The 13,510-nt window shown below is 36.1% G+C and carries 16 protein-coding genes; all 16 read left to right on the forward strand.

Features of this window, described 5'->3' with window-relative positions:
• Positions 1–9: 9 nt before the first annotated feature.
• The 16 genes from glyA to RZ74_RS02300 all read left to right on the forward strand — a co-directional run bounded on the left by glyA (position 10) and on the right by RZ74_RS02300 (position 13,153).
• Positions 10–1,251, forward strand: coding sequence for a serine hydroxymethyltransferase (glyA, locus tag RZ74_RS02225; RefSeq protein WP_053949823.1), 1,242 nt, complete (start codon positions 10–12; stop codon positions 1,249–1,251).
• Between the two features lie 14 nt (positions 1,252–1,265).
• Positions 1,266–1,898, forward strand: coding sequence for a uracil phosphoribosyltransferase (gene upp, locus RZ74_RS02230; RefSeq protein ID WP_053949824.1), 633 nt, complete (start codon positions 1,266–1,268; stop codon positions 1,896–1,898).
• Between the two features lie 269 nt (positions 1,899–2,167).
• Positions 2,168–2,884 carry a F0F1 ATP synthase subunit A gene (gene atpB / locus RZ74_RS02235; protein ID WP_083437134.1) on the forward strand — a complete coding sequence of 239 codons (717 nt, stop codon included), beginning with the start codon at positions 2,168–2,170 and terminating at the stop codon, positions 2,882–2,884.
• A 37-nt stretch (positions 2,885–2,921) separates the two neighbouring features.
• Positions 2,922–3,134 (forward strand): F0F1 ATP synthase subunit C, encoded by a 213-nt coding sequence (gene atpE, locus RZ74_RS02240; RefSeq protein ID WP_053949825.1) that lies wholly within the window; start codon positions 2,922–2,924, stop codon positions 3,132–3,134.
• Positions 3,135–3,186: 52 nt separating this feature from the next.
• A complete protein-coding gene (gene atpF / locus RZ74_RS02245; RefSeq protein ID WP_053949826.1) occupies positions 3,187–3,723 on the forward strand; it encodes a F0F1 ATP synthase subunit B in 537 nt (178 codons plus the stop codon).
• A complete protein-coding gene (gene atpH / locus RZ74_RS02250; RefSeq protein WP_053949827.1) occupies positions 3,713–4,255 on the forward strand; it encodes an ATP synthase F1 subunit delta in 543 nt (180 codons plus the stop codon). Before atpF ends, atpH begins: the two co-directional genes overlap by 11 nt.
• Positions 4,256–4,286: 31 nt before the next feature.
• A complete protein-coding gene (gene atpA / locus RZ74_RS02255; protein WP_053949828.1) occupies positions 4,287–5,816 on the forward strand; it encodes a F0F1 ATP synthase subunit alpha in 1,530 nt (509 codons plus the stop codon).
• A gap of 21 nt (positions 5,817–5,837) precedes the next feature.
• Positions 5,838–6,740, forward strand: coding sequence for a F0F1 ATP synthase subunit gamma (locus RZ74_RS02260; RefSeq protein ID WP_053949829.1), 903 nt, complete (start codon positions 5,838–5,840; stop codon positions 6,738–6,740).
• A gap of 23 nt (positions 6,741–6,763) precedes the next feature.
• Positions 6,764–8,176, forward strand: coding sequence for a F0F1 ATP synthase subunit beta (atpD, locus tag RZ74_RS02265; protein ID WP_053949830.1), 1,413 nt, complete (start codon positions 6,764–6,766; stop codon positions 8,174–8,176).
• A 12-nt stretch (positions 8,177–8,188) separates the two neighbouring features.
• The gene (locus tag RZ74_RS02270; protein ID WP_053949831.1) at positions 8,189–8,614 is read left to right on the forward strand and encodes a F0F1 ATP synthase subunit epsilon; all 426 of its coding nucleotides are present in this window, start codon (positions 8,189–8,191) and stop codon (positions 8,612–8,614) included.
• Between the two features lie 114 nt (positions 8,615–8,728).
• Positions 8,729–8,962, forward strand: a complete 234-nt coding sequence (locus RZ74_RS02275; protein WP_083437135.1) for a DUF1146 domain-containing protein — start codon at positions 8,729–8,731, stop codon at positions 8,960–8,962.
• A gap of 30 nt (positions 8,963–8,992) precedes the next feature.
• A complete protein-coding gene (murA, locus tag RZ74_RS02280; RefSeq protein ID WP_053949833.1) occupies positions 8,993–10,300 on the forward strand; it encodes a UDP-N-acetylglucosamine 1-carboxyvinyltransferase in 1,308 nt (435 codons plus the stop codon).
• A gap of 63 nt (positions 10,301–10,363) precedes the next feature.
• On the forward strand, positions 10,364–11,365 hold the full coding sequence (gene mreB / locus RZ74_RS02285; RefSeq protein WP_053949834.1) for a rod shape-determining protein: 1,002 nt from the start codon (positions 10,364–10,366) through the stop codon (positions 11,363–11,365).
• An 18-nt stretch (positions 11,366–11,383) separates the two neighbouring features.
• Positions 11,384–11,659, forward strand: a complete 276-nt coding sequence (gene yidD, locus RZ74_RS02290; protein WP_053949835.1) for a membrane protein insertion efficiency factor YidD — start codon at positions 11,384–11,386, stop codon at positions 11,657–11,659.
• 45 nt (positions 11,660–11,704) lie between these two features.
• On the forward strand, positions 11,705–11,929 hold the full coding sequence (locus tag RZ74_RS02295) for a DUF2969 family protein (RefSeq protein ID WP_053949836.1): 225 nt from the start codon (positions 11,705–11,707) through the stop codon (positions 11,927–11,929).
• Between the two features lie 21 nt (positions 11,930–11,950).
• Positions 11,951–13,153 (forward strand): FtsW/RodA/SpoVE family cell cycle protein, encoded by a 1,203-nt coding sequence (locus RZ74_RS02300; protein ID WP_053949837.1) that lies wholly within the window; start codon positions 11,951–11,953, stop codon positions 13,151–13,153.
• The last annotated feature ends 357 nt before the right edge of the window (positions 13,154–13,510 follow it).

The following is a 13,510-nucleotide window of genomic DNA, read 5'->3' on the forward strand; positions in this document are numbered from 1 at the left end:
ACTTCTATCATGAAATACGATTACCAAACTGAAGACAAAGAATTATGGGATGTAATTAAAAATGAACAAGCTCGTCAAGAAAACACAATTGAACTAATTGCTTCTGAAAACATTGCGTCAAACGCTGTGATGGCAGCGCAAGGTTCTGTATTAACTAACAAATATGCAGAAGGATATCCAGGTAAAAGATACTACGGTGGATGTGAATTCGTAGATAAGTCTGAAACATTAGCCATTGAACGTGCTAAAAAACTTTTTGGTGCAGAATATGTTAATGTTCAACCACATTCAGGTTCACAAGCTAATCAAGCCGTTTACTCAGCGTTTTTAAAACCTGGCGATAAAATATTAGGAATGGATTTAAACGCCGGTGGTCATTTAACACATGGTGCAAAAGTTAACTTTTCTGGTAAGATTTATCAATCATTCTCATATGGTTTAGATCCAAAAACAGAACGTTTAAACTATGAACAAATCCTGGAAATTGCTAAGGAAGTGCAACCACAAATCATCGTTGCTGGAGCTTCAGCTTACAGTAGATTTATTGATTGGAATAAATTTAGAGAAATTGCGGATGAAGTAGGAGCATACTTAATGGTAGATATGGCACATATCGCCGGACTAGTTGCTACTGGTTTACATCCTAGTCCAATCGGAATCGCCGATGTCGTAACTACAACCACTCATAAGACTTTAAGAGGTCCACGTGGTGGAATGATTTTGTCACAAGAAAAATTTGCTAAGAAGATTAATTCAGCAATGTTCCCTGGATCACAAGGTGGTCCATTAGAACATGTTATTGCAGGTAAGGCTGCTTGTTTCTTTGAAGACTTACAACCAGCATTCAAAGAATATTGCCAACAAGTTGTTAAAAATGCCGCAGCAATGGCTGACGAATTTAATAATAGTGATACTATTAAGGTCGTTTCTGATGGAACTGATAATCACTTGATGGTACTAGATTTAACTAATACCGAATTGAATGGTAAAGAAACTCAAATTCTGTTAGACTCACTTAAGATAACAACCAACAAAGAAGCTATTCCGGATGAAAAGCTTAGTCCATTTGTTACTAGTGGATTGAGATTGGGAACTCCAGCAATCACTTCTAGAGGCTTTGATGAAAATGATTCACGTAAGGTTGCAAAAATGATAACACGTGCAATCGAAAATCATAGTGATGAAAGCGTACTTTCAGAGATTAAAAAAGAGGTTGCTGAATTAACCCAAAAACATCCAATTTTTGATTAAAAAGGAGAAGCACCATGGGAAAATTTCAAGTAATGAATCATCCATTGATTCAACACAAATTAACAATTATCAGAAATGAAAATTGTGGAACTAGAGAATTTCGTGAAGTCGTTAATGAAATTGCTTCACTTTTAGCATTTGAAGTTTCTAGAGAAATGCCTTTAGAAGATGTAGATGTTAAAACACCTCAAGGAATTGCGCATGCAAAACAACTTTCAGGGAAGAAAGTCGCAGTTGTTCCTATTTTAAGAGCTGGAATTGGGATGGTTGATGGAATCCTAGACTTAATCCCTGCAGCCAAGGTGGGACACATCGGAATGTATCGTGATGAAGAAACTCTTCAACCTCATGAATACTTTGTGAAATTGCCTAGTGATATTGACAAGCGTCAAATTTTCGTAGTTGATCCAATGTTAGCTACTGGTGGTTCTGCCATCATGGCTATTGATGCATTGATTAAACGAGGTGTTGACGAAAGTAACATTAAATTTGTGTGCTTGGTAGCTGCTCCAGAAGGTGTCAAAGCTCTTCAAGAAGCCCATGGTGACGTCGATATCTATGCTGCTGCATTAGATGATAAATTAGAAAATGGTTACATTACACCTGGTTTAGGTGATGCTGGTGACCGTTTATTTGGAACTAAATAATAGAAAAAGTCATCATTATTTGATGACTTTTTTTATTTATGTATAACTTTCTTCTAAATTGCTAAGATACATTTTTTTTATTTTGTAAAGCACAAATTTTAAAAAATTAATTTTTCCTTTATTTCACCCTTTTTATTTTGAAATAAACTTTGATTGGTGGTAATATTTGTATGTATTTTGTAAGAGAAATACATCATCTTAAAAGTAAAAACTGTCATTATATTACATAATGGTTAGTATACTTAGGTTGCGAAAAGGGGTGATAATCTGTGAATGATCCAATATCTACTTTTAAGCTATTCGGATTGACTTTTAATATTGGGAATATGGTAGCTGTTACGGTAGCAGCCGTGTTTACTTTCTTATTAGTTTTTATCTGTTCTAGAAGACTACAGTTGGTTCCAAGCGGAAAGCAAAATTTCCTAGAAGCAATCGTAGACTTTACTAACGGAATAGTTAAAGGATCGATCTCAGGATCTGAGGCAAACGCCTTTGGCCTTTACGCATTTGTACTATTTTTATTCATCTTCATTTCTAATCAAATGGGACTATTATTCCAAGTTGATTACAGTGGAGTGACATACGTAAAGAGTCCAACCGCTGATCCTATCGTGGCATTGACATTGGCTGCAATTTCATTGTCATTAGCTCACTTCTTAGGAGTCTCAAAACTAGGATTTAAAGGTTACTTCGTAGGAAGTTATTTCAAGCCTTTTAAGTTATTGTTCCCATTAAATGTTTTTGAAGAGTTAGCTAATTTCTTAACTCTTGGATTACGTTTATACGGTAACATTTTCGCAGGTGAATTGCTTCTAGGAATGGTTACGAAACTTGCATTCTCAATGGGAGCTGTAAGTCTTATTCCAAGTGTTTTCGTAGCGATGATTTGGGATGCGTTCTCTATCTTTATCGGTAGTGTTCAAGCATTCGTTTTCGTTACATTAACATTCGTATACATTTCTCAAAAGCTCGAACCTGAGGAATAATTTTCATTATTTTTTATTTATTTAAGGAGGATTTACCATGGGTGTAATCGCTGCAGGTATCGCTATGTGTGGTTCCGCTATCGGTGCAGGTATCGGTAACGGTATTGTTGTTTCAAAATTTCTAGAAGGAATGGCTAGACAACCAGAAATGACTGGTGCATTAAGAACTAACATGTTTATCGGTGTTGGTTTGGTTGAAGCTATGCCAATTATTTCACTTGTTCTTTCACTTGTTTACATGAACAAGTAATAATTAAAAGGTAAAATAATTCTTCTATTCTCAATTAAGGAGGTGTCAATAGATGCTTTCACATTCATTAATTCCAACAGTCGCTACGACTGAAGGCGGTGGATTGTACTTCGGTAATATGATTTTTACAGCCGTTGTATTCATTATTTTGATGCTTCTAATCATGCATTTTGCATGGAAGCCATTATCAGAAATGATGGAAAAACGTGCTAACAAAATCGCCGAAGACATCAATTCAGCAGAAAAGTCTCGTAAGGAAGCTGAAGACTTAGCTAAACAACGTGAAGACGCTTTATCTAAGTCAAGAGAAGATGCTAACGGCATTATTAACAATGCTAAGCAATCTGCTCAAGTCCAAGGAGAACAAATTATTTCTTCTGCTAGAAACGATGCCCAAAGTATTAAGGCTTCTGCTCAAAAAGATATTGAACAAGAACGTCAAGATGCTTTAGCAAACACTAAAAATGATGTGGCCAATTTATCTATTGAGATTGCTTCTAAGATCATTCAAAAAGAATTAAAAGCTGACGATCAAAAGGCATTGATTGATTCTTATATTGAAGGGTTGGGGAAGCAAGATGCTAGATAAAATCACATTTGCAAAACGTTATTCAAAAGCACTTTACGAAGTGTTGGAAGAACAAAACGCAGTTGAAACTGGTTTAAAAGAATTATTATCAATTAAACAAGTTTTTGTTGATAATCCTTCACTAGAACAAGCTTTAACTGACGTAAGCTTTCCAGAAGACAAAAAAGAAAGTTTAATCAAACCTTTGATTGACAATTCTGATGTCGACTATGTAAAGAACCTATTAAAAGTTTTACTGGGTTCAAACAAAATGGATGAACTAACTTTAATTGTAGAAGAATTTGAACAATCTTATAATGAAAAGAATAAAATTGTTCATGCTGATGCAGTCTCTGTAGTTCCTCTAACTGACGAACAAAAAGACAACCTAGCAAGTGCTTTTAAAGCACGTGTAGGGGCAAACGAAGTTATCTTAGATAACAAAGTTGATCAAAGTTTAATCGGTGGTGTAATTCTAAAATCATCGAACGTTATTTTTGATGGAAGTGTTAAGACTAAAATTAACAACATTAAAAAACTTCTATTGAGTTAATAACAATATCTATCAAAGAGGTGAAACTTATATGAGCATTAATGCTGAAGAAATCAGTGCTCTAATCAAGCAACAACTTGCTGGCTTTAAGGATGAACTTGCTGTTGAAGAAACAGGAGTTGTAACCTACGTTGGTGATGGTGTTGCTCGTGCTCATGGTTTAGATAACGCGTTGTCTGGTGAGTTACTTGAATTCGAAAACGGAATCTATGGTATGGCTCAAAACCTTGAAAGTAACGATGTAGGTATTGTTGTTTTAGGTGACTGTACACATATTCGTGAAGGTGCAACTATTAAACGTACCGGTAAAATCATGGAAGTTCCTGTTGGAGAAGACATGGTGGGTAGAACCATCAACTCTTTAGGACAACCAATTGATGGTAAGGGTGATATCAAGACTGAAAACACTCGTCCTATCGAAAAGAAAGCTCCAGGTATCATGGACAGACAAAGTGTTTCTGAACCATTACAAACTGGTATTAAGTCAATCGATGCGTTAGTTCCAATTGGTCGAGGCCAACGTGAATTAATCATCGGTGATAGAAAAACAGGTAAGACTTCAATCGCCGTTGATACAATCTTGAACCAAAAGGATCAAGATATGATTTGTATCTACGTAGCTATTGGACAAAAAGATTCAACTGTTCGTTCACAAGTGGCAACACTAGAAAAATTCGGTGCAATGGATTACACAATTGTATTGTCAGCCGGTCCTTCTGAACCAGCTCCATTACTATACATTGCTCCTTATGCTGGTGCTGCAATTGGTGAATACTTTATGAACCAAGGTAAGCACGTGTTAATCGTTTATGATGATTTAACAAAACAAGCTAATGCTTACCGTGAACTATCACTTATTCTTCGTAGACCTCCTGGTCGTGAAGCATATCCTGGTGATATCTTCTATACCCACTCACGTTTACTAGAACGTGCTGCTAAGTTATCTGACAAGTTAGGTGGCGGTTCAATGACTGCTCTACCAATTGTTGAAACTCAAGCAGGGGACGTTTCAGCTTACATTCCAACCAACGTTATTTCAATTACTGATGGTCAAATCTTCTTGAACTCAGACATGTTCTATTCAGGAACTCGTCCAGCCATTGATGCTGGTACATCAGTTTCTCGTGTTGGTGGGGATGCTCAAATCAAAGCGATGAAACAAGTAGCAGGTACTTTGAGACTTGACTTGGCTTCATATCATGAACTACAAGCCTTTGCTCAATTTGGTTCAGATTTAGATGATGCTACACAAGCTAAATTGAACCGTGGTGCTCGTACTGAAGAAGTTCTAAAACAACCTCTTCATGCTCCACTACCTGTCGAAAAGCAAGTACTTATTCTATTTAGTTTGACTCACGGATTCTTAGACAAAGTTGCTGTTGACGATATCCAACGTTACCAAACTGAATTATTCAACTTCTTCGATGCTTCACACCGTGACTTATTAGACCACATTATTAGTACTGGTAAGTTACCTGATGGTGATGACTTAGCAAATGCAGTTGATGAATTTACTAAATCATTTGTACCAAGTAAGCAAGAAGAAACTCAAAATAACTAGCTTGAAGGATGGTGAGAACTAATGGCTGAATCTATTAATGATGTTAAACATCGTATTGCATCAACCAGAAATACACGTCAAATTACTACTGCGATGCAAATGGTTTCAACTGCAAAGTTGAATCGTATTCAAAAGCATACCAGTAATTATGAGGAATATGTTTCTCGTGTTAAGGCTGTTGTAATGCATTTAGCTCAGTCTCATTTGTTAGACAAAATTAATTCCTCAAGTAATGCATCTGACCATAAATCAGGTAAGACTGCATACCTAGTTATTACATCTGATCGTGGAATGGTAGGAAGTTACAATAGTAATGTAATTAGAGAAACTAATAACTTTATTGAAGCTCATACACCTAATCCTGACGATTACATGATTTTAGCAGTAGGTGGAAATGGTGCTGATTTTTATAAGAACCGTAATGTAAACGTTGCTTATGAATATCGTGGTGTTTCTGATATTCCTACTTTCGCTGAAGTTAGAGAAATCGTTACAACTGCAAACTCAATGTTTGAAGATGGTGTCTTCGATAGACTATATGTTTGTTACACACACTTTGTTAACAGAATTTCTTCAACTTTTAGAGCTGAAAAAATGCTACCAATGGATAGCGAAGCGTTTGAAGAAGATTCAAGTAAAGATATCCAAGCCCATGAAATTAATGCGGAATACGATATCGAACCTGATGAATCTGCAGTATTGAAGGTTGTATTACCTCAATACGCACAAAGCTTAGTATTTGGAGCTATTCTAGATGCTAAAACTTCAGAACATTCTTCAAGTTCAACTGCAATGCAATCTGCTTCAGACAATGCATCAGATCTTATTTCTAGATTAGAATTACAATACAACCGTGCTAGACAAGCTGCTATTACTACCGAAATTACTGAAATTGTCGGTGGTCAAGAAGCTCTAAAGCACTAATATGACGGGAGGAATTAACGAAAATGAGTACTGGTAAGATTATTCAAGTTATTGGACCAGTCGTTGACGTTGAATTCCCAACGGACGTTGAATTACCTGATATTAACACTGCCTTACGTGTTCAAAAGGATGACAATGAAACTTTGGTTACTGAAGTTACCCTTGAACTAGGTGATGGTGTTGTTAGAACAATCGCCATGGATGGAACTGACGGTTTACGTCGTGGAATGGATGTGGAAAACACAGAAGCTCCTATTTCAGTTCCTGTTGGTGAAAACACATTAGGTCGTGTCTTCAACGTTCTTGGTGAACCAATTGATGGTGGTCCTGAATTTGGCCAAGATACTGAACGCTGGCCAATTCATAGACAAGCTCCAAGTTACGATCAATTAAATCCATCTGCAGAAATTCTAGAAACCGGTATTAAAGTTATCGATTTACTAGCACCATACATTCGTGGTGGTAAAGTTGGATTGTTCGGTGGTGCCGGAGTTGGTAAAACTGTTTTAATTCAAGAATTAATTCATAACATTGCTCAAGGTCATAACGGTATCTCAGTGTTTACCGGTGTTGGTGAACGTACTCGTGAAGGTAACGATATGTACTTTGAAATGAAAGGTTCAGGTGTCTTGGACAAGACAGCCATGGTATATGGTCAAATGAACGAGCCACCTGGTGCACGTATGCGTGTTGCTTTAACTGGTTTGACAATTGCGGAATACTTCCGTGATGAAGTTGGTACCGATGTTCTATTATTCATCGATAACATCTTTAGATTTACTCAAGCCGGAACTGAAGTTTCCGCATTGCTAGGTCGTATTCCATCAGCCGTAGGTTACCAACCTACATTGGCTACTGAAATGGGTCAATTGCAAGAACGTATCACTTCAACTAAGAAGGGTGCCATTACTTCAATTCAAGCCGTTTATGTTCCAGCTGATGATTACACTGACCCTGCTCCTGCAACTACATTTGCTCACTTGGATGCAACTACTAACTTGGAACGTTCATTAACTCAACAAGGTATCTACCCAGCCGTTGATCCTTTAGCATCAACTTCAGCTGCTCTAGATCCATCAATCGTTGGTGAAGAACATTACAAGGTTGCAACCGAAGTACAACAAGTATTGCAAAGATATCATGAACTTCAAGATATCATTTCTATCTTAGGTATGGATGAATTATCTGACGAAGAAAAGACTATTGTTAATCGTGCTCGTCGTATCCAATTCTTCCTATCACAAAGCTTCAGTGTTGCTGAACAATTTACTGGTTTACCTGGTAGATATGTTCCAGTTGATAAGACTGTTGAAAGCTTTAAGGCTATCTTAGATGGTAAATATGATGATCTTCCTGAAGATGCATTTAGAAACTGTGGTCCAATCGAAGACGTAGTTGAAAATGCTAAAAAGATGAAGCAAGCTGCTAACAACTAAGGAGGGTTCTAATTGGCTGATAACAACTCAGTATTAACCGTTAGTATCGTTACTCCTGATGGTAAGGTATATGAACGTGAAGATGCGCGCTTAGTAATCGTAAGAACTAAGACAGGTCAATTAGGAATTATGCCTAATCATGTTCCCGTAATAGCTTCATTGGAAGTTGACGAAGTAAAAGTAAATTCCGGTTCAGACGAAGTTGATGAAATTGCCGTTAACGGTGGTTTTGTCGAATTCTCTAACAATATCTTAACTGTTATTGCTGATAGCGCTGAAAAACAAGCTGATATTGATGTTGATCGTGCGACTGCTGCTCGTGAACGTGCTAAGAAAGCACTTGAAGAAGCAAGACAAAAACATGATAATCAAGAAATCTTGAGAAATCAAGTTGCTTTAAGAAGAGCTATTAACCGTATTCATGTTGCAAAACATTAAGAAAAAGGTCTGCATTTTTATGCAGACCTTTTTTAATACATAAATAAAAAAGAAATTAATAAATAGTTAACAATTATTAGAAAGACAAAATAAAAAATTTATGGTATAGTTGCTATGAAGAATGGAGATATTATGGAGTTTTTAAATATTAATTCTTTATTAGAATTAGCAATTCAATTATTTTTTATTGGATTAGCTTTTTGGAGTTTAATAGATATCCATTTGGAAAGACAATTTAAAATGCATTTAAATCAATATCGAGTGTTAATTTTATTACTTTCGATTACGATAGGATACATTGTTGGTTCTTTCTTTATTTGGGTTTTGAATATAACTATAAATCACTAATTAAAATATAAAATTACTGGAGGGTTACCAGTGGATAAAATAGTCGTTAAGGGAGGCAAACGCCTTACCGGTAACGTCCACATTGAAGGTGCAAAAAATGCAGTCCTACCAATTATGGCCTCAACTATTTTGGCTAGTGAAGGTAGAACAGAATTAAGTAATGTACCATTACTATCAGACGTATATACAATGGAAGAAGTTCTACGTTTCCTAAATATGGATGTAGAATTTGATACAAAAAACAATAAAATGAATTTGGATGCAACCAAACAACTATCATACGAAGCGCCATTAGAATATGTTTCTAAAATGAGAGCTTCTATTGTTGTGATGGGACCACTTTTGGCTAGACTAGGTCATGCCAAAGTTGCTTTACCTGGGGGATGTGCAATTGGATCAAGACCAATTGATATTCACTTGAAGGGATTTGAAGCACTTGGTGCTACAATCAAACAACATGATGGATACGTTGAAGCATCTGCCGAAGATGGATTAAAGGGAGCCAACATTTACATGGACTTCCCAAGTGTTGGTGCAACACAAAACATTATGATGGCTGCTACTTTAGCAGAAGGTCAAACTGTTATTGAAAATGTTGCTCAAGAACCTGAAATTGTTGATCTTGCAAACATGTTAAATGAAATGGGTGCCAATGTGATTGGTGCTGGGACCAGCAAAATTAAAGTTAAAGGTGTAGATAAGCTTCACGGTGTAAATCACTGTGTTTTACAAGACCGTATCGAAGCTGGTACCTTTATGGTTGCCGCTGCGTTAACAAGAGGTAATGTTTTGATTGAAGATGCAGAAGCATCATACAATCAACCATTGATTGCTAAGCTGGAAGAAATGGGAGTTACTGTTAAGGAAGAAGAAAATGGTATCAGAGTAATCGGACCAGATGAATTAACACCAGCCGATGTTAAAACATTACCATATCCAGGTTTTCCAACTGATATGCAACCTCAAATGACTGTTTTACAACTTGCTGCTCAAGGTAGTAGTATGTTGACAGAAACAGTATTTGAAAATCGTTTCATGCATTTAGATGAATTAGCAAGAATGAATGCTAAATTTAGAATTAATGGCAGAAGCGTAGTTTTAAGTGGACCAACTGAATTTAGTGGGGCAGAAGTAGCAGCTACTGATTTGAGAGCAGCAGCCGCTTTAGTACTAGCCGGATTGGTTGCAGATGGAATCACTATTGTGAGAAACCTTAAGTATCTAGATAGAGGATATTATAATTTTCATGTTAAGTTGGCATCACTTGGTGCTGACATCAAGAGAGTTAACATGAAGGACAATGAAGAAATCACTATTAATAAGGAACCACAAAAATAATTTATTACAGACTGATTATGATATAATAATTGAGATATGAGTTAACTCAGGAGGACGAAAAAAATGGCAAAAGACATCGGTATCGATTTAGGAACAGCTAATGTTTTAATTTATGTTACAGGGAAGGGAATTGTTCTAAATGAACCTTCAGTTGTAGCAATTGATATTAAGACTAATAAACTACTAGCTGTTGGTTCCGAAGCTTATCGAATGGTTGGAAGAACTCCAAGTAATATTCGTGCAATTAGACCACTAAAAGATGGAGTTATTTCAGACTTTGATGTTACTGAAAAAATGCTTACTTACTTCATTAACAAATTAAGTGTTAAAGGTTTTATGTCAAAACCAAAGACTATGATTTGTGCACCAACTAACATTACCAATATCGAAAGAAAAGCGATTATTCAAGCCGCTGAAAAATCTGGTGGTGGTAAGGTTTATATCGAAGAAGAACCTAAGGTTGCTGCTATCGGTGCAGGGATGAACATCTTCCAACCACGTGGAAACATGGTTATCGACATGGGTGGTGGTACTTCAGATATTGCCGTTCTATCATTAGGTGATATTGTAGCAAGTAAATCAATCCGTATTGCCGGGGATGTTATGAACACTGATATCGTTGCTTACATTAAGGATAAGCACAGCTTGATTATTGGTGAACATACTGCTGAAAAGATTAAGATGAGCATTGGTACCGCTGATCCAGAAGAATCTGAAGTTAAAGAAATGGAAGTTCGTGGACGTGATGTCATTGGTGGGATGCCAAGATCAATTACTTTAAACAGTAAAGAAGTTCAAGAAGCTTTATCAGACGCTGTTAAACAGATTATTGATGCAGCTAAAGATGTTTTAGAAGTTGTTCCACCAGAATTAGCTTCTGACATTGTTGATAGAGGTATTATGCTTACTGGTGGTGGTGCTTTACTTAAGGGTATTGACCACGCAATTTCAAAAGAATTGACAGTACCAGTATTAATCTCTGAAAGTCCTTTGGACAATGTTGCTAAGGGTGCCGGTGCATTGTTAGAACATATCAATAAAAATGACGATAAAAGTAAAGATTAATATAAGAAGTGATATTTAATGCGTAATTTGATGATTAAGATGGTGATGGGATACAAAAAATTGATATCTCCGTTACTTCCGGCATCATGTCGTTATTATCCCACTTGTTCTACTTATATGATCGATGCTATCAGAAAACACGGTGCACTCTTGGGTTTTATCACGGGATGTGCTAGGATATTAAGATGTCATCCATTTATAAAAGGTGGATACGATCCCGTTTCTGATCATTTTACTATTTTTAGAAATAAGAGGGCGTCTAAAGAATATAGACGTTCTATGAATTTAAAGTAGTCGATCAATTATGATTCGGCTACTTTTATTTTTTAGGAGGAAAAAATGTCAAAATCAAAGAAAAATATTGAAGTTAGTTTAGAAACTAAGAATGTTAACGGTGAAGAAAGAGAAGTTCTTTTCGTTGGAAAACAAGAAGCAGGTTATCTTCGTGCAATCGAAGATGAAAAATTTGAAGCTGTCTTTGACGATGACAATGTTTTTAAAGTAAAATCATTATATGAAGGAATTGAATTATTAATTAGTCAATACAACCTACACAAGGGATAATTCATTATAGAGGTGATTGCAATGTTTACTAGTGATAATGATAGCAATTCTTCTCGATTAGACTGGACAATTATAATATGTGTTGCACTGTTAGCATTAATTGGAATTGGCGCCATTTTTGTCGCGGTTAACCATGATTCGTATGCTGGAACGATTGTTAAACAAATGGTTACACAATTAGTTTGGTATACTATCGGGACTGTGATAATTATTATAATAATGCAATTTGATTCGGAACAACTATGGAAAGTGGCCCCTATTATCTACTGGGGAGCTCTGGCACTACTAGGGTCTTTATTAGTACTTTATAGTAGATACTATTTTGATCAAACTGGTGCTAAGAGTTGGTTCCAATTTGGTCCGCTAACCTTTCAACCGGCCGAAATTATGAAACCTGCGTTTGTTGTAATGCTTGCTAGAGTGATTGTTGAACATAATCGTAATTATGCTATTCACACTCTAAAAACTGATGCACTTCTATTGGGTAAAATGATCTTATGGACATTACCAATTTGTGTATTATTAAAGTTAGAAAATGACTTCGGGACAATGCTTGTCTTCTTAGCAATGCTAGGTGGACTAGTAATTGTTTCAGGAATCACTTGGCAAATTATTGTTCCAGGTGTGCTAGCATTCTCAGCAATTGGAGGAACTGCATTAATCCTTGTTATTACTGATGGTGGGAGAAAAATCCTAGAAGCATTAGGTTTTCAATCTTATCAATTTGACCGTGTTAATGACTGGTTAGATCCATCTAATCCTGAAAATCTAGCTGGTTCAGGTTACCAATTGTGGCAGAGTATTAAGGCCGTTGGTTCTGGGGGATTTAGTGGAACTGGATTTAACGTATCACATGTATACGTACCAGTTCGTGAATCTGATATGATTTTCTCAGTTATCGGTGAAAACTTTGGATTTATCGGTGGCGTAGTTTTAATCGGAATTTACTTCACATTGATTTATAGAATGATCAAAGTTACTTTTGAAACTAAGAACATTTATTATGCATATATTTCAACTGGGATTATCATGATGATTTTATTCCACGTTTTCGAAAACATCGGAATGAGTATCGGATTATTACCACTAACAGGAATTCCACTTCCTTTTGTAAGCCAAGGTGGTTCTGCACTGATTGGAAATATGATTGGAATTGGTTTAATAATGTCGATGCAATTCCATAATTACGGTTACATGTTTAGTGCTAGTCGTGATTTTTCATAGCATATTAATTGACATGCGAAAGATTTAATTGTATACTTTATTAAAATTTGATTATAAGATGAGTAAATAGCTAATCAATATAACAGAGAACTCTGGTAGCTGAGAAGGGGTTATTGATGACTATTGAATATGGTCTTATTCTTAATCTGTCGGTGAGTGATCATAAGCCGACAATGGTTTACACGCATTATAGTGTCTAAGTATAAATTACTTATGAGGTTACTGTCGTGAGGCAGTGACGAATAAAAGGTGGTAACACGAAGCTCTTCGTCCTTTACTGTTAATTCAGTAGGAGAAGGGCTTTTTTTATTTGAAAGCGAGGAAAATACTTTGATTAGATTCAAGAATGTTTATAAG

The organism is Apilactobacillus apinorum, assembly GCF_001281175.1.
Taxonomy (GTDB): domain Bacteria; phylum Bacillota; class Bacilli; order Lactobacillales; family Lactobacillaceae; genus Apilactobacillus; species Apilactobacillus apinorum.

What these genes read in the sequence shown, in the direction of transcription:
- atpF (WP_053949826.1), top strand. Translation starts at nt 3,187, where the DNA reads ATGCTTTCACATTCATTAATTCCAACAGTCGCTACGACTGAAGGCGGT.
- atpH (WP_053949827.1), top strand. Translation starts at nt 3,713, where the DNA reads ATGCTAGATAAAATCACATTTGCAAAACGTTATTCAAAAGCACTTTAC.
- RZ74_RS02260 (WP_053949829.1), top strand. Translation starts at nt 5,838, where the DNA reads ATGGCTGAATCTATTAATGATGTTAAACATCGTATTGCATCAACCAGA.
- RZ74_RS02300 (WP_053949837.1), top strand. Translation starts at nt 11,951, where the DNA reads ATGTTTACTAGTGATAATGATAGCAATTCTTCTCGATTAGACTGGACA.
- upp (WP_053949824.1), top strand. Translation starts at nt 1,266, where the DNA reads ATGGGAAAATTTCAAGTAATGAATCATCCATTGATTCAACACAAATTA.
- atpD (WP_053949830.1), top strand. Translation starts at nt 6,764, where the DNA reads ATGAGTACTGGTAAGATTATTCAAGTTATTGGACCAGTCGTTGACGTT.
- atpE (WP_053949825.1), top strand. Translation starts at nt 2,922, where the DNA reads ATGGGTGTAATCGCTGCAGGTATCGCTATGTGTGGTTCCGCTATCGGT.
- RZ74_RS02295 (WP_053949836.1), top strand. Translation starts at nt 11,705, where the DNA reads ATGTCAAAATCAAAGAAAAATATTGAAGTTAGTTTAGAAACTAAGAAT.
- yidD (WP_053949835.1), top strand. Translation starts at nt 11,384, where the DNA reads ATGCGTAATTTGATGATTAAGATGGTGATGGGATACAAAAAATTGATA.
- atpA (WP_053949828.1), top strand. Translation starts at nt 4,287, where the DNA reads ATGAGCATTAATGCTGAAGAAATCAGTGCTCTAATCAAGCAACAACTT.
- RZ74_RS02275 (WP_083437135.1), top strand. Translation starts at nt 8,729, where the DNA reads ATGAAGAATGGAGATATTATGGAGTTTTTAAATATTAATTCTTTATTA.
- glyA (WP_053949823.1), top strand. Translation starts at nt 10, where the DNA reads ATGAAATACGATTACCAAACTGAAGACAAAGAATTATGGGATGTAATT.
- mreB (WP_053949834.1), top strand. Translation starts at nt 10,364, where the DNA reads ATGGCAAAAGACATCGGTATCGATTTAGGAACAGCTAATGTTTTAATT.